Source organism: Butyrivibrio sp. X503 (genome assembly GCF_003625475.1).
Taxonomy (GTDB): Bacteria; Bacillota; Clostridia; order Lachnospirales; family Lachnospiraceae; genus Butyrivibrio.
Window position 1 is genome coordinate 1 of record NZ_RAIQ01000003.1, and the last position, 17,859, is coordinate 17,859.

Sequence of the window (17,859 nt, forward strand, 5' to 3'; positions counted from 1 at the left end):
TCTTGATTAGAGGCATGTAAATTTGCTTCTTTTTACATGCCTCTTTTTGGCTTTTCTTGATTAGAGGCATGTAGATTTGCTTCTTTTTACATGCCTCTTTTTGGCTTTTCTTGATTAGAGGCATGTAAATTTGCTTCTTTTTACATGCCTCTTTTTGGCTTTTCTTGATTAGAGGCATGTAGATTCACTTCTTTTTACATGCCTCTTTTTGGCTTTTCTTAATTAGAGGCATGTAAATTTGCTTCTTTTTACATGCCTCTTTTTGGCTTTTCTTAATTAGAGGCATGTAAATTTGCTTCTTTTTACATGCCTCTTTTTGGCTTTTCTTAATTAGAGGCATGTAAATTTGCTTCTTTTTACATGCCTCTTTTTGGCTTTTCTTAATTAGAGGCATGTAAATTTGCTTCTTTTTACATGCCTCTTTTTGGCTTTTCTTAATTAGAGGCATGTAGATTCACTTCTTTTTACATGCCTCTTTTCGCGTTTTCTCAATTAGCGGCCGTGTATGTTCCTTGTTGCTACGACGTCAACGCCGGTTCCTGCGACATCGGCAAGGACTACGTCGCCGATGCTGACAGGCGCGCTGACGCTTGCAGCGTCGATGTCGCGCATTACGTCAAAGATCTTGTCCTTGGGGATGTCGGAGGCGGTCTTAACAGAGACGCGCTCTTTTTCACCGCCGACAACGCACATGGTGCTTGTGACTATCCTTGTCGGATTGACCACTTCTTTTCGTGCGTAGATATCGCCCTTCTGGCAAGTGTTTCCGGTAACTTCCGTGACTTCGCCGTTTTCAAGGATTACGGTAAGCATGCAGCCCATGGGGCAGCCTATACATGTAAGTTCTCTCTTTTCCATTATGCTTACCTCCCTTACTCATTCTCGATCTTGACGGTTATAGTCTTAAGAAGCGGGCGCTCCGCAAGCTGTGCTTTACGAAGCACTATCTGCTCCATCTCGCCGGGAGACATGATCCTCTTTTGATTGTGCATCACTCTCTCATCATCGAAGTAGACACTTACAAAAGAGTTCTTGTATACGTCGCCGACTCTGAACCTAACCGTAAGAAGGTCGCTCATGCGATCAACGTTGATAGTGCTGGGAACAGTGTAGCGAGCGCCATCAGTGGCCGCAAGCGCGATGACATGCGCCCCACCGGCCTCCGCATCCCCGCCGGCCTCGGCCTGTGCCGCGCCGGACTTGCCATCCGCTCCCTGCGTAGCTCCGGCTTCCTCCGCGCCGCTCACATACTTGGCTGCGTTCTCACCCGCTCTTCCCGCTTCCTCGGAAACGTAGTCAACAAGGTCATGAACGTGAAGTACATTTCCGCAGGCAAACACTCCGGGAATATTGGTCTCGAGCGATTCATTTACGATGGGACCGCTTGTAACGGGATTCATCTCAACGCCTGCTGAGCGAGAAAGCTCATTCTCGGGGATAAGACCGCAGGAAAGAAGAAGTGTATCGCAGGTATATCTTTCTTCGGTACCCGGAATAGGCTTTCTGTCAGGGCCTACTTCCGCGATGGTAACCGCCGTCACATGCTCTTTTCCCTCGATATCAACTACCGTGTGTGAGAGCTTAAGCGGTATTCCATAGTCATCAAGGCACTGGACAATGTTACGCTTAAGTCCGCCGGAATAAGGCATGAGCTCTGCCACGACCTTAACCTTGGCACCTTCAAACGTCATACGCCTTGCCATGATAAGTCCGATATCACCTGAGCCCAGGATAACGACTTCTTTTCCGGGCATGTAGCCTTCAATATTAACAAGTCTCTGAGCGGTTCCCGCAGAGAATATACCTGCAGGTCTGTAACCCGGAATATTAAGTGCTCCTCTGGGTCTTTCTCTGCAGCCCATCGCAAGGATGACTGCCTTGGCAGGGATAGTGAACATTCCGTCTTCCCTATTCATCGCGGTCACGGTCTTATCGGGAGCGATGTCCATTACCATGGTTCCGAGCTTATACTCTATTCCGAGATCAAGAACCTGCTTGATAAATCTGTATGCATACTCGGGACCAGTGAGCTCCTCCTTAAAGGTATGAAGTCCAAAGCCGTTGTGTATGCACTGATTGAGGATTCCGCCAAGCTCGGTATCTCTTTCGAGAATAAGGATGGAATCACATCCCGCTTTCTTGGCTGATACGGCCGCCGCAAGACCCGCGGGGCCGCCGCCTACAATTACAATGTCGTAATTTTTCATGCGCCGGTCACCTCCCCTCTTGTACCTTCTAAGGAAGTTGCACTGTTACCGCTTCCTTCTTTGGTCCTGGTGGGTACGATCACGGATTCGCCGCCGCTCTTGGTGATCTTCTCATAAGGAATTCCAAGCTCTCTGTTTATGATCTCCATCGTTCTTGGTGAACAGAAGCCTGCCTGACATCTTCCCATGCCCGCTCTGGTTCTTCGCTTCACGCCGTCAAGGCTCTTTGCTCCAAGCGGTCTGTGGATAGCGTCAAGTATCTCGCCTTCCGTTATCATCTCGCATCTGCATATGATATTGCCGTATGCGGGATTCTTTTTGATAAGATCGTTCATCTGTGCTACAGAAAGGCCTTCCGTCCTTACAATGCCTTTTCTTGTGGCTTTGAAATTCTCTTTTTCCTTGAGATTCATTTTTTCTTTTAATATATTACCGACCATCTCACCGATAGCAGGACTTGCAGAGAGTCCGGGGGACTCGATTCCCGCGCAGTCGATAAAGCAAGGGGCATCTGCAATCTCGCCGATGATAAAGTCGTGATGCTCTTCGTGTGCACGAAGCCCCGCAAAAGAGGTGATGACATTTCTGATAGGAAGATTACGAATATGATTTCCCGCCTTGGAAATAAGATCATCTATTCCTTCTGCGGTAGTGTTGGTTCCTTCCTTGTCATCAATATCGATCGCAGTCGGACCCACGATCAGATTGCCGTGCACGGTAGGTGATACAAGTACTCCTTTTCCGAGATTAGTAGGCTGGGGGAAAATAGTGTGACTTACATGCCCTCCAACCTGCTTATCAAGAAGACAATAATCACCTCTTCTGGGCGTGATCTTTATCTTATCAGCACTTACCATGTTGTGGATCATGTCTGCGTAGACGCCCGCTGCGTTTACAACATATCTTGCTGTGTACTCGCCGCTGTTGGTCTGAAGGTGCCAAAGATCATCTTCGCCCTTCTTAATATCTTTTACCTCGGTATTGAATTTAAAATCCACACCGTTTTCAAAGGCGTTCTCCGCCATGGCGATATTAAGCTCGAAGGGGCAGATGATTCCGCCTGTCGGCGCATAAAGAGCACCCTGCACGTTTTCGGAAAGATTGGGCTCCATCTTGAGAGCTTCCTCGCGGCTTAAGATCTTAAGACCTTTTACGCCGTTTTTTATTCCTCTGTCATACAGCTCTTTTAGGCCATCCAGCGCCTCTTTGTGGATACATACGACCATTGAACCGTTTCTTTTGAACGGAATATCAAGGTCGCGGCTAAGCTCATCCATCATCTCGTTTCCGCGGACGTTGAGCTTTGCCATAAGTGTTCCTTCGGCAGCATCAAAGCCTGCATGTACGATCGCAGAATTGGCTTTGGATGTTCCCTCGCATACATCTTCACATTTTTCCAAAACGCAGGTACTTATGTCATATCTCGACAGTTCCCTTGCAACTGCGGAACCGGTAACTCCGGCGCCTATCACTATCACATCGTACATAAGCATCTCCTTTATCAGCCAAATAGTGCCATGTAAAGAAGGGATGCGCAGATACCACCGCAGATGGGTGCTACCGCAGGAATCCATCCATAGCTCCAATCAGCGTCTTTTTCTCCCTTAATGGGAAGTACCATGTAAGCAATACGTGTAGCTGTATCTCTTGCTGCGTTCATAGCGTATCCTGTAAGTCCTCCGAAGGAAGCACCGCAGGCTACGATAACCGCATATACAAGTCCCCATGAAACTGCGCTGTCTGCTGCGTTTCCGGGAATTGCCGCAAGGAAAAATACCAGGCAGAAGGTTGCAACGAACTCAGAAAGGAAATTGAGCACCTGATTCTTGATAGAAGCCGATGTACAGAAAACTCCTCTCTTGGTCGCAAGATCTTCGGTAGCGTCAAAGTGTTCTTTATAAAGGATATAAACAAGAACCGCTCCGCAGAAGCCCCCAAGCATCTGCGCGATTATGTATCCGGGAACAAGTGCCCAGTCAAAAGCTCCTCTTACAGCAGCGCCTATGGTAACAGCGGGATTAAAGTGTGCTCCCGAAGTTGCGCCGAATGCATAAGCGGGAAGAAGAACCGCTGTGCCCCATCCCATAAGGATATGTGTAGAGCCTGCGCCCTTAAAACCTGATTTATTAAGGCTAACCGTAGCACAAACACCATCACCCAACAGTACCAAAAACATAGTTCCGATAAACTCAGCAATGTAAACTAACATACTTAATCCTCCTTTGCCCATCCAAGGGTCGAATTAACTGCCTGATGCCATCCCTTAAGTTCACTTTCTCTCTTAGCCGAATCGATCTGTGAGGTAAACTCTTTGTCGATCGACCAGTTTCTGATAACGTCTTCTTTGCTCTTCCAGTATCCGACTGCAAGACCTGCCAGATAGGATGCTCCCATGGCTGTAGTCTCTACGCAGCTCGGACGAAGAACCTTGGTGTCAAGGATATCCGACTGGAACTGCATAAGGAAGTTGTTCTTGGAAGCGCCTCCGTCAACCTTAAGTGATGTGATCTTCTTGCCGGTATCAAGTTCCATGGCGTGAAGAACATCATAGGTCTGGAAAGCAAGCGACTCAAGTGTTGCTCTTATGATGTGGTATTTGTTTACACCTCTTGTAAGTCCCGTAATTGCTCCTCTTGCGTAAGGATCCCAATACGGTGCGCCTAGTCCGGTAAATGCCGGAACTACGTAGCAGCCGTTGGTATCGCTAACCTGAGTTGCAAAATACTCGGAATCGGGTGATGAATCAACTATCTTAAGCTCATCTCTAAGCCACTGAATTGCAGCGCCTGCAACGAATACAGAGCCTTCAAGAGCGTACTCGACCTTACCGTCAAGTCCCCAGGCTATAGTGGTAAGAAGGTCGTTCTTTGAAAAGATGGGTTTTTCTCCTGTATTCATAAGCATGAAACAGCCTGTTCCGTATGTATTCTTTGCTTCGCCTTCTGTAAAGCATGTCTGTCCGAAAAGAGCTGCCTGCTGGTCGCCCGCTGCACCTGCGATCTTGATGGGGCCTCCGAAAAACTCGGGATCAGTCTCACCGTATACACAGCTCGAGGGCTTAACCTCTGGAAGCATGGACTTCGGAACCTCTAGGATATTGCAAAGCTCATCATCCCATTCAAGTGTGTTTATGTTGAACAAAAGAGTTCTCGATGCATTGGAATAATCCGTTACATGAACCTTGCCCTTTGTGAGCTTGAAGATAAGCCATGAATCAACGGTTCCAAAGCACAGTTCTCCTTTTTCCGCACGTTCTCTTACACCGTCAACGTTTTCAAGGATCCAGCGGATCTTGGTTCCCGAGAAATAAGGATCGAATTTAAGACCTGTCTTTTCCTGGAACTTCTTAACTATGCCGGGATCTTCCTTCATCTTTCCCTGTGCATAATCCGCGGTTCTGCGGCACTGCCACACGATAGCATGGAACACGGGTTGTCCCGTCTTTCTGTCCCATACGATAACGGTCTCACGCTGATTGGTGATTCCGATAGCGGCAATGTCTTCATAGGTTGCTCCCACCTTCTGCATTGCCTGACGTGCTACAGACAGCTGTGTCTGCCAAATCTCGTTGGCATCATGCTCAACCCAGCCGGGCTGCGGAAAGTACTGCGTAAACTCCTTCTGCGCCACGCTGCACATTTCCCCCTTCTCGTTAAACAGGATACATCTGTTACTGGTTGTACCCGCATCCAACGCCATTACGTATTTCGCCATACTTTTCCCTCCTTTTAAGTAAGAAATAAGAAATGTATCCATTAAAGCGCTCCTCGCCTTAATTTTCCGAGTGTCAAGTATCTTACGTTAAAGTCCCCATACAGCTTCGTTCGTTGTTGAAATAGCGATTGCCCCACCTTCAAGGGCATTCATGACATCTTCCTTGTCAGCTATAAGACCGCCCGCGATCACGGGAACTCTGCTGACCTTGTTTATCCTCCTTATCATCTTCTGAAGCACGATGCCCGGTAAAAACTCTATTACATCGGGCTTTACTCCCTGTGCTCTTGCCTGCTTCTCTATATTCTGAAGCGCAAGGCTGTCCAATATAAAGTACCTAAGCACGGTACTAAGTCCCAATTCTTTGGCGTGCGAGATAAGATTGCTCTTAGTCGTTATGATGCCGTCCGCTTCGGTATTGTTCTTGATGAAATCAAGGCAGACGTCCTTTGAATTATTAAGCCCCGTAATGAGATCAACGTGCACCATTGCAACCTTGCCCGCAGCTTTTATCTCTTTTACGATGCGGCTTATGCTGCAAATATCACCGTAGAGCACAAATATGATCTCCACATCTTCGCCAAGCGCCGCTTTAAGACCTTCGTCGTTTTTCACGGCAGCTATTATAGGATTAAGTTCAATTTTGTTAATAAATTCACGGTTTTTCATGTACTTTACCAACAAAAAAAGAGCATGATTAGAAACATGAGGTTCTCCCTCATCTGTCCCCTTGCTCTTTTCTCCAAGGATATTATTGGTCAATTTGTCCAAACGACTATATTTATAATACCATTCTCTTATGCATATTGCAATAGTATTATTAAAAATTTATAACCTAACTTCTTCCGAAAGCTTCCCTTCCATCAGCTCGGGATTTTCCAAAAGCTTCTTAAGAAGCTTCATGGATTTTCCGTAGTAGAAGCCGTCAGAGATCCTCTCATCTATGGTAAAAGAAAGATCGATGACTTTCTTCATCGTGACATTCCCCTGCGCATCATAGCTGGGTTTGAACTTCTTGGTACCGACGATAACAAAGATAGACGTTGTTCCCCAGTTCATCAGATGATGATAACCGATGTTCATACCGATGGAACCAAGGTTTGAAAGAACAACCGAGCACTGGTACGGATCTGTCGCGATAACGGACTGCGGCATCCATCCGTGCCTGTCGAGGAATCTTGCCACAAGTCCTATAAGGTGCTTGAACGGAAGCTTCTTTATCACATTCATGGCATCTGTCGACTCATCATCCTCTTTTTTACAAAAAGAAATCTGCGATCTTACCTTGGCACTGATGTCCGCAAGTGTATCGCCATCTTCCGCAACAACTCTTGCGAGAGTCTCATCTCCGTCGTCACGGAACTCTTTTTTGACCGTAAAAGCAGCTGTTATATTGTTTCTCTGATAAACGTTCTTATTGGCGATAAAACGGTTCATCTGAGGTCTTAAACGTATCGTCTTAAGCATCGCGGCGATAACAAGATCAAAGATAGAAATCCTTGCTTCGGGATGCTCAGCGTTGAACTTACGGATATACTCCTCGGTCCCCGCTATATCGACAGTCATCGACATAAATGCCTCGTTGTCGCATCTATTTGGATACATCAGCGGCATTACATAATGCATCGCGTCGATATCCCTGATAAGTGTGCCGTCTCTGCGGTCACCCCATCTTCTTTTTCCCACGTCTTTTTCCCTCCACATAAAAAATAATCATCAAAAAGATATACATCACAACAGCGGCCCACACATCCGTGAACGAATGCTGCTTAACAAAGCATACCGAAATACAGATCAAAAAGGACCATACCCCGATGAGAACTTTTTTCAAAAGAGCTGTCTCTTTGCGGCAGATCCAAGCAGAAAGCGCTGCGAGCGTATATCCCACATGGAGCGACGGACACACTCCCGTAGGCGTGTCGGCCTTGTAAATAAGTCCCATGATAAAGGTAAATACATTGCTGCTCTCAAAGTGATCCGGTCTTAAATACTGAACCGAAGGCCATAACACGTATGTCGCCATCGCAACAATCTGCATCCCCACGATCAGCTTCTGCGCGTGGACAAAGCTTTTTATATCATATAAAAGAAAATATAACAGCGAACCTACAAGGAACAGGTACCATGATACGTAAAATATTGCGAAGTACTCATTAAAAGGAATGATATCGTCGACGACGCTGTGGATCACGTGGCACCTATCTTCCGGGATCAATCTCTCGGTGATAAAGTACATCGCAAGGTACCAGACCCAGCCAAGAAGCAGCAGTAAATGCTTGTACTGCGGGCTTGTTATATTATTTAATCTAAGTTTTGTGTAATCAACTACGGGTTTTCTCATTACAAAAATTCAAAAGCTCTTTCTAAATATTGAATTCTTCTTTTGAGATACTCTTTTTGATTTTCAAAATATAAGCGTATATATACTACTACATTTTTTCATTAAATGGATAATCTTTTTTCGAAACATTGGGATATGGCGTGACACGGTGCCTTGGAAGCGCATAAGCAAGCTCAGAGATGGTATCCTGCAGATAATTACAGATTCTGTCTGCCTCTTCGTCGGTCTTATTATCAGGGTCAAAAGAGATTGCTTTACCGATCACAAACTTCTTAAGCTCCGGACAGACATATACCGGAACAAACAGGATTGCCTCCCCGCTCTGCCTGTAGTAATACTTGGCCGTGTGTATGAAGCCTCTTTGGAAGTGATGAACAATGTTGTTGTACTCTTCGTACTCCTCGGGGAAGATCACAACCTTGGCTCCCTCGGAGAGTTTTTCGCTTGAAAGCTGAAAAGTCTTCATAAGACGCCTATCCCTGTAAACGGGAATGGTGTCGGCATTTGTGAAAATAAGCTGAGAAAGTGCCGGAATAAGATGTGCCAACAGCTTATAAAAAGGTCGCACCGCCACAGGCTTTTTTGACCAGAAGTCCTTGTAAGCGTACTCGGCCACCTTGTCTTTTTCCATCATATCGGAGATACACCAAGTGTAGTGCTTGCCGGGGCAGTACAGCTCCGCCGCAACGGGGCCGAACATCTGCGAGTGATTTCCGACAAGGACAGCCGCGCCCTCAGGCAGGTTCTCTTTTCCGATCACCTCGAATTTAGGCGTAAAAAGCCAGACAAGATAACGCACCACGCGAAACAGCGGGTGCGTATTTTTTATGTGGTTATCAATGAATGTATCTGAGTATTTCATGATCAAATCTCGTAGTCCAGGCAGTTTCTTGCTTTTGTAAATGGTCTTACCTTCTCGTCGGCAACCTTTACATGCTCGGGGTGAACGGCGTAGGCTTTAAGTGCCTCCTCGCTCTCAAGCGTGGAATCAAGCATTAAATCTACGTTTGAAGATGCAAGTCCGTTGGTGTTGACCTTGATCTCAAGAAGTCCCGGAACCTTGCCCTTAAGCGATTCAAGTCCTTCCTTTATCTCAGCTTTGATCTTAGCTTTTTCCTCAGCTGAAAATTCATCCTTAAGTGACCATAAAATTACGTGCTTTACCATATTTTTTCTCCTTTTTACTTCTCGAAATGAAGTTTCTCTTGTTTAAATGATTCAATGTGTCCCATGTCATTGAACAATTCAAGCCTCGGAATCGCAATCCTGCCTTCCTGCTCTTCAAAGTTAATGATAGATACGGAGCAAACCCCGTAGGGAATCGAAGTAAGTACAAATGGGAACGGAAGATTCAACACATGCGAGAACATAACCGCGCCTGAACCTCCGTGAGCAAAAAGAGCTATCGTATCATCGTTGTGCTCTCGGCACTCGTAGAGTCCGTTCTTTCTGTAAAGGCCATAGCTTTCAAGGAACTTATCAAAAGCCTCGGAAACTTTTTCATAGTACTCCATGCAGATATTGTCTTTGAAAAAGTGGTGCTCAGTCCAATTGTCTTTTCCCACATATTCCGGGCTGTCTGTAAGCACTCTGTACGCAAGCGTCCATGGATGACCGTCGTACGGAATCTTGTCGCTGTTTCCGTCTTTGTCGCCCCAATTGATCTCGTGCATGAAATCAAGTGTCTTAACATCAAGGCCATGTGCCTTGGCTGTGTATGAAGCCGTCTCTTTGGCTCGGCCCATCGGAGAAGCATATATTGCCTTTATATCCTCTCCTTGAAGTCTTTTTGCAGTGCTCTGCGCCTGCTCTCTGCCGGTCTGTGTAAGGATATCCTTTTCATAGTTCGGCTCCCCGTGTCTGACAAATATAAGTCGCATACCATTCTCCTGTTGTTAATATCAAATAAGTCGCTCTATCTCACTCTCTCATCAGATTGTTATCTCTATCTGATTCCCTTCAATTCCAACAATACAGCTCTCGTAGTAGCCGTCGCCTGTGGTTCTGGGGCCACTTACGACTTCAAAGCATGCGTTTTTGAGGCTTTCGGTAAGCTCATCCACCTTTTCTTTTGACCCTACAGAAAAAGCGATGTGAATATATCCGGTTCTTGTAAGAGGTTTGTCAGCATCTACGAGTCCGGGCTTATTCATAAGCTCGATCCTTGCCCCGTCGTCAAAAGAAATAAAGAAGGAGCGAAAGTCTGTATTAGGATTGTGGTAACCGTCATTGGACTTTCCTCCCAGGTATTTCACGAAAAAGTCGCGTGCCTTCTCAAGTTCATTTACATACATTGCAATGTGTTCAATCTTCATCATGTCGTCCTCCTAAAATGCATGCTTTCGGGCTCAATCGCCATAAAACAATGATACACCAGGCTCTTTCCTTTTGCACTATATAAAAAAGCAGGTCCCGAAGGACCTGCCTTAATTATTTTTACGTTATTTATATTTAGAAGATTACGGGCCAAATCTTTCCCAAAACACCAAGGATTGCGATAGTGATAACCCACCACCAGCTTCTGTTTGCAGCGCCGTCTAAAGGCAATGTAAGGGGCTCTGCATCTGCTTCTACTACATCCTCGATAGCTGCTTCACTGTTTGCACTCTTTGCGAAGTTCTTGTTGTTCATGTTAAGTCTCTTTGCTCCAAGAATCTGCATCATAAGCTCAGCGGGATTCATTGCTGCGATAACTCCGGCATTCTGTCCGTTTGCGTTTCCGCCTCTGTTGCTTCTTGCGCCAAGTACAGTTCCCTGTACTCTTGCTGCGATAACATTTTCCTCAGCTGCTGTGAAAGCGCTTACACCTTCTCTTTTTCCTGCTACTGCTGTAACCATTGCTACAGGAGCTTCCTGTGCTGCTACAGCCTCTACTGTTGCAACTGTCTCTGTGTCATTTACAATAGTAACGTCATTAGCTGTTTCTTTTGCCTCAACTGCTACCTCAGAAACTACTGCCTCTTCGATAACTGCCTCTTCGATAACTGCCTCTTCGATAGCAGTCTCGATTACGATTTCCTCGTCCTCTACAAGAGAATCGATGTTCTCCTGCTCAAGCTGCTCCTTGATCTCGTCGCGCTTTGCGATAAGCTCATCAAGCTCTGCTGTAGCGTTCTCAAAATCCTCTTTTGCACCCTCAAGGATCTCATCAAGAATCTTGATAGCTTCCTCAATTGACTCTGCATTAACGATTCTGTCGATATCCTGCTCGTCAATATATGTTCTAAGACCTGCAACAAAGTCTTTTGTAACAACCTTTGCGATTCTGTCTTCGTTCTCGTCGATAGCTTCGATAGCATCCTCTAAAGCCTCAACCTTATCAGCTGCCTCGTCGATCTTATCCTGTGTATCAGCGATTGTCTCGCCATACTTCTCATACTTCTCTACGAGCTTTGAAGCGTTTGCGATGAACTCCTGAAGACCTTCGTCATCCTTTGTTGAAACTCTGATTCCCTTTGCGTTTCCGCTTGTTGTCTGTACGATCTTGCGTCCTGCTACGCCGTTAAGGTAGTAAACGCCGTCAACTACTGTCATCTCTTTGTTCTTAACTGCTTCCTGGATCTCATCGATGCACTTGAACTCGTTTGTTCCGTCTGCATAATCGAATGAATATACATCATACTTACCGGAGTTAACATCTGCCTTGAACTGTGATGTTACGCTCTTGTTTCCGAAGTGCTGCTTCTGGTACTCAGAAGATGTGATATCCTCTAAGGGCTTCTCGTAAATTACGATCTCTCTTGAGCTTCCGAGCTTGTACCACTGATCGTTTGCCTTGAACTGTCTGTCTGTTCTGTCAATATTGAAATAACGCTGAACTCTGTTGCCGTCCTTATCTGTATATGTAACTATGCAGTATGAGCTGTTCTGACGGTCAAAACCTCTGAGCATATCTGTGTATGTGAAGTTTGTTGCGTCCTTATCTACCATGTTAGGGATGATATATCCGCTGATAATGCTCTCCATGAGCTTATCCTGAGTCTTCCAGTCTTTATTTGCGTCAGAAATCTCTTTCTTTTTATTGATATCTTTTACAGCAGCCTGCTCCTTCTCAAGAGCTTCCTTTGCGTTGTCGCAAGCCTCTGAAAGAGTCTCTACGTTCTTCTTAGCCTCTTCAAGCTTCTCTGCTGCTTTTTTTACGTTGCTGTCATCGCTCTTAAGAGCCTTAACTGTCTCATCATATACTCTCTGAGCGCCTGAGAGCTCTCTTTTTGCCTGCTCGAACTTGTCGCAAAGAGCCTCGAAAGCAACTCTCTTAATCTCAACTTCTTCTTTTGTATCGTCTGTAAGCTTATCAAGCTTATCAAATGCCTCGCTTACCTGCTCTGCGTCTGCATCAGCATTTGTGATTGTCTCTATAAGATCCTCTGCCTCAACCTTAGCCTCAGCAACTGTCTCTGCTGCGCTGTCAGCGATGTACTGAGCAGCTACTACGTTCTCTACAGTCTCTACTGCCTTAACATCTGCTTCCTTGTCAGCCTCGCTTGCAACTACAAGCTCTCTCTTAGCTGCCTGAAGATCAACTGCTGCCTCGTTTACAGTCTCTGCTACGTTGCTATTCTCAACTGCTTCAACAAATGTCTCAACGCTCTCCTGAGCTACTGCTCCGCCGTCCTCAGCAGATGCTGCCTCGAATCCTGCCTCTTCGTTTCCGTCAACGATTGACTCAACTGCTTCGCAAGCTTCCTCTGCTGTATCAACTGCTTCCTCTGCTGCGTCTTCAGCCTCTGCAGCCTCTTCTACTGCTTCGCTGTATGTCTCTTCTGTTGTCTCTTCTGTTGTCTCTTCTGTTGTCTCTTCTGCTGTTTCCTCGTTTGTATCCTCCTGATACTCTTCCTCGCTTCTATCTTCCTGAACATTTTCAAAAGCGTCGCCATCCATGGCCCAAACATTTACAGGTACACTGATCACTGCGATTGCTGCAGCAAGTACGATTGTGACTACTTTCAAAAGTGTGTTTTTTCTCAATTTTTTAACCCTCCAAGTCATTATGTGGCTTGTTTTATTTTCTTCTCGATTCCACATTTTTTATCGGGCACTTTTTTGGATAACTTAACCATAAAACGCAAAAAAATTTACACCTCACTGAACATGCGTGTTTCAGGAGATGTAAATCTCTAAAGTCCGATGGTTATTATATTTATTTTAGGCAAAAGAGCTCAAACCAAGCAGTAGTCCGGTTTCACACCCTTAACGTCCGTCCTCATCTTAAACAAACAGCCGTCAAATTCTCCTTCAAGCCCCGTTGCTGCAGTAGTTATGTACAATGTCCTCATGTCATCGTCGCCAAAACAACAGGATGTAACCTGTTTGGCGGGCATAGGGATCGTTTTTAACAGCTCTCCGGTCTTACCGCTTCTTTTTTCTATCCTGCTGCCGCCCCAGAAGGCAACCCAAAGATTGTCCTCCGAATCGATCGTAAGACCGTCCGGAATACCGTCTTCAACATTAAAAAGAACCTTTCCGCCGCTTATACTGCCGCTCTCTTCGTCGTAATCATAGACAAAAACAGCATATTTAAGAGAATCGGAAAAGAAAAACTTCTTTTTATCGGCACTCCACGCCATTCCGTTGGAAATCTTAGTGTCTGCAACCTTGATATCAAGCTTTCCGTTATTGTATAGGTAGAGATTTCCTTCCGCCTCATGGTCATCATCGCCAACCGATGCGCCAAACCAAAGGCGTCCCTTGGCGTCCGCCTTGGCATCATTAGAGCGCCAGTAATCCTTAAATACGTTCTTTAGGTCCAAAAAAAGATCTATTTTTCCGTCTTTATATAAGTAAATACCGTCTTCCATAGCAAGCGCAAAACCGTCCGAGCCCGCAAGAGGTATCGCTGCACCTACCTGCTGTGGCAGATCTACAGACTCTTTTTTACCATCCTTTAAAAACAAGAGCTTTCTGCCCACGATATCCACCCAGGACAGCCTCTTAAACCTAGGATCGTAGTACGGTCCTTCCCCGAGTGTGTATTTTTCACTTCCGACTGCTTCTACTTTAAATAATTCGCTCAAAATATGCCTCTTTTCTAAACAAATAATCTCCTATATCCTCATTCTTTATAAAACCGCGGTCCTTCTTCGCCCATTATCCCTGACGGAACAAAACCGCATTTTTCAAGAACTCTTTGAGACTTTTTGTTATCAGGATCCGTCTCCGCGTCTACGCGGGAGACTCCCGGCTGATCAAGACATTCCTGCAGCATCTCACTAAATGCTTTTATCATCTCCTCATCAGTCTGCTTATCAATAATACCTCTCATCTCGTCATCTGATGCGATGCGGATCTTAAGGCGCTCTGTTTCTATTACCAATTAACTGTTTTGTCCTCCGAATACTTTATTAAGCTCAACAAGGAGCTTTTCTTTCAATTTCTCGAGTTCTTCCTTAGTTGGGCGGTTTTCCTCTGCGTACATTTTTTCTTTTGGATACATCCAGACAGGGCCCCTGCCGGCTGTACCATATGACTCAATATCGCCGCTTCTTCGCGGGAACAAGTGCCAATGAATATGTGCGCCGCCTTCCCCATTACCAAGGCACTCGTAGTTCATCTTTTCGGCATTAAATGCATTTGCGACTGCTTTAGCCACTAATGTCATTTCCTCTAAATGTTTGACTCTGACCACCGGATCAAGGTCGTATAATTCAACCACATGATCTTTATATAAGAAGAGCGTATATCCCTCAAAATGCTGATAATCCCCAATAACCACATACCCTGTCTCAAGTTCTTTTACAAAATATGGGTTATTACCTTCCTTGGTCTGTTTTATTCTGTCGCAAACAAAACACATAATAATTCAATCTCCTCCCGGTAAAATGGACTGCTGCCGTACCTAGGGGGGGCCATTATCGACTCCCTGAAGCAAATTCTCCCATATTTATATCAATAACCGGTCTTACAGGCTGGATCAATGCATCCTCGTACTGAACTTTCCATTGAATCTCTTGGCTCATTTTGCCATCCTTGATTCCATCAATGTTATCGCCCGATTTTATCGGATTATCATTGTCAAAAATATAAGAGAGCATATTGTAAGCATGGTTCACGACTGAGTTTGGATCCATCCCGTGGAAATGATATTGGAGATCCGGCAAAAAGAGTATGCTCATTCCCAAAGTGTCTACCAGCATATCCTCACTGCCTTCAATGTTAAAGAATCTCACATTTACGGCATAATATATGAATTTTGATTCTTTCGGAATTGAACAATTCAGAATCGCTTCTCTCGTATACATCTTCTTTGAGTTTTCGAAAAGAACTGCTTTGCATGTAGGAAACATTTCTACCAATGCTTCTACATAGTCTACAATCATTTCAGCGCGTTCTTTATAATCCAATCCCGCTGCAAGCATATCCGTGGCTATGACTTGATATTTGCATGTGTTCAAAATCTGTTCGGAATCTTGGCAATCCCACAGCTGACTTTTAGCTATATCATCCAGCAGTGGCTGCTCTATATCTATGCATTTCATGATCATTAATTGAGGCGGAACATCAGCATTGTCTTTTTCAAAATGCAACGAGTACTTCATGGGTAAAAATCCCGCCATTTCATCGCTGTGTAAAAAGCAATTTACTTCCCCAAAATGCTTCTGCATGATTCCAGTCATAAACTCTTTTTCCGGAATATCACACTTATCTTCCATAAGCAGATGGATCATGAAAACCATCCCTGGGTGATCACCTTTCTGATTCAGATCCTGCCTCAAAACTTTTTCGTTTTTTCTAAATAATCCCATATAATCTTACTCCTTTATCCCTTTTATAAGCTTATTTCATAATAACTTCAATTCAAATACTCCACCATCAAAAAATATATCATTTCCATTAGAATCTTTATAAAAAGAAACTTTTTCCGTTCCTATCTGTTTAAAACCAAGTGAATTAAGCAATCTTATCGACGGTATATTATTTATTGCCGTTCCGGCAGTAACCCTAGATACGCCGATGCTTTTTAGAAAGGGAAGCACTGCCGAGATACTCTCTTTTGCATAACCTTTTCCATGATACTTTGAATGAAAACAATAGCCAATTTCATAAGAATCCTCGCTTCGATTCAATGAAATATAGCCAATAATATCTTTATCTAATAAGATAGCAAAAAAGATATGATCGTTTGCCTTAGCTTCCTTCGCCCATACGGCTATTCTGTCAGATACTGACCTATCGTCAAGTTCCTTTATGTTATCGTATTGCGCATATTGTGAACCTGCTTCATCCAGCCATATCTTTTGTATTGCACGCCAATCCCCTGCTTCAACTCGTCTGATCAACAGTCGCTCAGTTTTTATCATCTTGTCTCTCCACCGCAAGCTAGAATCCATTATATTCTCTTTCCCATTTCAATCCTTATATTATGCTCTTTGGGCCCATCATTTGAATACGCATATCTATCGAAGCCTATAATCTCAAATCCATTTTTCTTATAAAAAGAAATTGCCTTGGAATTATAGCTTTGAGTCTCTAACACAACCATCCTTGCTCCACTCTTTAAAGCTTCATCAATAATTACTTTAAGAAGCTCTGAACCAACACCATTTCGCCTTGCATTTGATTCAAAAACGCAGATATTGGAAATTCTATACCTGTTGTTCCATTTTTCCAAAAAACCTTCTACGAAGCCAATTAACTTATCTTCTTCAAAAGCTCCATATGCCACAGGATTATCTAACCACTCAGAAAAGATATCATCTTCTACATATTTCACTATAGTTTCATCTGATTCTTCCCATTTTATGTCAAATCCATCCCCTTTCGGTTCTATGGATAAGTATTTATCTGAAAAAACTTCCGCTTTGTACTTTTGTCCTTTATATTTTTTATAGTCTAATGGTTTTATGATCATTCTCTCACCTATAGTCAGCCGACACATCTATAAACGACCTACTTCCGCTAATATAATCAGCATAGGCCGTCTCAGCGTCTTTTCCGCGAAAAACTTTGCAAAGCCCGCACATATCACAATCCGCAATACAGGGGAATTTCTCTTTTATATAAGCTCTGCGTTCTTCAGTTGTAGAATCTTGTATCTCGGGTGCATTTACCATAATATCAAAATCTCCTCAATGGATCTGCCTGTCCTGACGGTATTTTTCCATGTATTCCATATTTATCTCGCGGATCTCTTTCTTGCCGTCAATATAATCCTGATAAATATCCCAGGGATTTCCGCCGCCAAGCCAGCACGATGAGCAATTCTCACATCCTCCGCCACAATCAAGCGAGCTCTTTACTATCTGCTCCCGCTCTTCTTTTGTTGTATCCTTGATCAGAATAGACTTCATCTCCATTTGCACGACCTCCATAGACTACGGATCTCTTTAATACTTTTTCCATTTCGATATTTTGTGGCCATTCTCGTCAATGTTGCTATAATGCGCTGTACATGGGCCGTGCATAAGTATCACGGGCGGAATATCCAGAGCTTTTCCAAGGCTCTTTAGGTCTCTGGCTTTAGGTTTTTGTATCCCGGCTTCATATTTTTCCAAAAGATCAACAGCAATGCCTGTTTTTTCAGAAACATCCGCCATGGATAATCCTAAGGCATTTCTCTTTTCTGATATCATTTTAGCAAATACATCCAATTCCATATCA

At 44.4% G+C, this 17,859-nt stretch carries 23 protein-coding genes; all 23 read right to left on the bottom strand.

Translation table 11 applies throughout. The annotated features are described in order from the left end of the window. Window positions 1–184 precede the first annotated feature (184 nt). The 23 genes from D6853_RS05330 to D6853_RS05440 all read right to left on the bottom strand — a co-directional run bounded on the left by D6853_RS05330 (window position 185) and on the right by D6853_RS05440 (window position 17,855). Window positions 185–448, bottom strand: coding sequence for a hypothetical protein (locus D6853_RS05330; protein ID WP_120657011.1), 264 nt, complete (start codon window positions 446–448; stop codon window positions 185–187). Window positions 449–492: 44 nt separating this feature from the next. Continuing rightward, on the bottom strand, window positions 493–858 hold the full coding sequence (locus tag D6853_RS05335) for a DUF1667 domain-containing protein (RefSeq protein ID WP_120657012.1): 366 nt from the start codon (window positions 856–858) through the stop codon (window positions 493–495). Window positions 859–872: 14 nt separating this feature from the next. Further along, window positions 873–2,207, bottom strand: coding sequence for an NAD(P)/FAD-dependent oxidoreductase (locus D6853_RS05340; RefSeq protein ID WP_120657013.1), 1,335 nt, complete (start codon window positions 2,205–2,207; stop codon window positions 873–875). Beyond that, window positions 2,204–3,694: an NAD(P)/FAD-dependent oxidoreductase gene (locus tag D6853_RS05345; RefSeq protein ID WP_120657014.1), complete on the bottom strand. Its 1,491-nt coding sequence runs from the start codon at window positions 3,692–3,694 to the stop codon at window positions 2,204–2,206. The genes D6853_RS05340 and D6853_RS05345 overlap by 4 nt, the downstream gene beginning before the upstream one ends. 14 nt (window positions 3,695–3,708) lie before the next feature. After that, complete coding sequence (locus D6853_RS05350) at window positions 3,709–4,416, bottom strand: MIP/aquaporin family protein (protein WP_092250149.1); 708 nt, start codon at window positions 4,414–4,416, stop codon at window positions 3,709–3,711. Between the two features lie 2 nt (window positions 4,417–4,418). Continuing rightward, entirely contained in the window at window positions 4,419–5,921 is a 1,503-nt protein-coding gene (glpK, locus tag D6853_RS05355; RefSeq protein ID WP_120657015.1) for a glycerol kinase GlpK, read from the bottom strand. Between the two features lie 87 nt (window positions 5,922–6,008). Beyond that, complete coding sequence (locus D6853_RS05360) at window positions 6,009–6,590, bottom strand: glycerol-3-phosphate responsive antiterminator (protein ID WP_120657431.1); 582 nt, start codon at window positions 6,588–6,590, stop codon at window positions 6,009–6,011. A gap of 159 nt (window positions 6,591–6,749) precedes the next feature. Continuing rightward, the gene (locus D6853_RS05365; RefSeq protein WP_158588668.1) at window positions 6,750–7,607 is read right to left on the bottom strand and encodes a 2-oxo acid dehydrogenase subunit E2; all 858 of its coding nucleotides are present in this window, start codon (window positions 7,605–7,607) and stop codon (window positions 6,750–6,752) included. Beyond that, window positions 7,585–8,262 carry a hypothetical protein gene (locus tag D6853_RS05370; protein WP_120657017.1) on the bottom strand — a complete coding sequence of 226 codons (678 nt, stop codon included), beginning with the start codon at window positions 8,260–8,262 and terminating at the stop codon, window positions 7,585–7,587. The genes D6853_RS05365 and D6853_RS05370 overlap by 23 nt, the downstream gene beginning before the upstream one ends. Before the next feature lie 88 nt (window positions 8,263–8,350). Continuing rightward, the gene (locus D6853_RS05375; RefSeq protein WP_120657018.1) at window positions 8,351–9,124 is read right to left on the bottom strand and encodes a lysophospholipid acyltransferase family protein; all 774 of its coding nucleotides are present in this window, start codon (window positions 9,122–9,124) and stop codon (window positions 8,351–8,353) included. A gap of 2 nt (window positions 9,125–9,126) precedes the next feature. Beyond that, on the bottom strand, window positions 9,127–9,429 hold the full coding sequence (locus tag D6853_RS05380) for a Dabb family protein (protein ID WP_120657019.1): 303 nt from the start codon (window positions 9,427–9,429) through the stop codon (window positions 9,127–9,129). A 14-nt stretch (window positions 9,430–9,443) separates the two neighbouring features. Further along, a complete protein-coding gene (locus D6853_RS05385; RefSeq protein ID WP_120657020.1) occupies window positions 9,444–10,142 on the bottom strand; it encodes a histidine phosphatase family protein in 699 nt (232 codons plus the stop codon). A 51-nt stretch (window positions 10,143–10,193) separates the two neighbouring features. Then, entirely contained in the window at window positions 10,194–10,577 is a 384-nt protein-coding gene (locus tag D6853_RS05390; protein ID WP_120657021.1) for a VOC family protein, read from the bottom strand. Between the two features lie 136 nt (window positions 10,578–10,713). After that, window positions 10,714–13,230 (bottom strand): hypothetical protein, encoded by a 2,517-nt coding sequence (locus tag D6853_RS05395; protein WP_120657022.1) that lies wholly within the window; start codon window positions 13,228–13,230, stop codon window positions 10,714–10,716. Window positions 13,231–13,421: 191 nt separating this feature from the next. Next, a complete protein-coding gene (locus tag D6853_RS05400) occupies window positions 13,422–14,276 on the bottom strand; it encodes an SMP-30/gluconolactonase/LRE family protein (RefSeq protein WP_158588669.1) in 855 nt (284 codons plus the stop codon). 38 nt (window positions 14,277–14,314) lie between these two features. After that, the gene (locus D6853_RS05405; RefSeq protein ID WP_243108302.1) at window positions 14,315–14,575 is read right to left on the bottom strand and encodes a GNAT family N-acetyltransferase; all 261 of its coding nucleotides are present in this window, start codon (window positions 14,573–14,575) and stop codon (window positions 14,315–14,317) included. Beyond that, a complete protein-coding gene (locus D6853_RS05410; RefSeq protein WP_120657024.1) occupies window positions 14,576–15,055 on the bottom strand; it encodes an HIT family protein in 480 nt (159 codons plus the stop codon). A gap of 55 nt (window positions 15,056–15,110) precedes the next feature. Beyond that, window positions 15,111–16,004, bottom strand: a complete 894-nt coding sequence (locus D6853_RS05415; RefSeq protein WP_120657025.1) for a DUF4261 domain-containing protein — start codon at window positions 16,002–16,004, stop codon at window positions 15,111–15,113. 36 nt (window positions 16,005–16,040) lie between these two features. Beyond that, entirely contained in the window at window positions 16,041–16,559 is a 519-nt protein-coding gene (locus D6853_RS05420; protein ID WP_158588670.1) for a GNAT family N-acetyltransferase, read from the bottom strand. Between the two features lie 29 nt (window positions 16,560–16,588). Beyond that, window positions 16,589–17,110: a GNAT family N-acetyltransferase gene (locus D6853_RS05425; RefSeq protein WP_158588671.1), complete on the bottom strand. Its 522-nt coding sequence runs from the start codon at window positions 17,108–17,110 to the stop codon at window positions 16,589–16,591. A gap of 4 nt (window positions 17,111–17,114) precedes the next feature. Further along, entirely contained in the window at window positions 17,115–17,312 is a 198-nt protein-coding gene (locus D6853_RS05430) for a hypothetical protein (RefSeq protein ID WP_120657028.1), read from the bottom strand. A 15-nt stretch (window positions 17,313–17,327) separates the two neighbouring features. Further along, window positions 17,328–17,549 (bottom strand): hypothetical protein, encoded by a 222-nt coding sequence (locus D6853_RS05435; RefSeq protein ID WP_199704164.1) that lies wholly within the window; start codon window positions 17,547–17,549, stop codon window positions 17,328–17,330. 36 nt (window positions 17,550–17,585) lie between these two features. Next, complete coding sequence (locus D6853_RS05440; protein WP_120657030.1) at window positions 17,586–17,855, bottom strand: helix-turn-helix domain-containing protein; 270 nt, start codon at window positions 17,853–17,855, stop codon at window positions 17,586–17,588. Window positions 17,856–17,859: the final 4 nt, after the last annotated feature.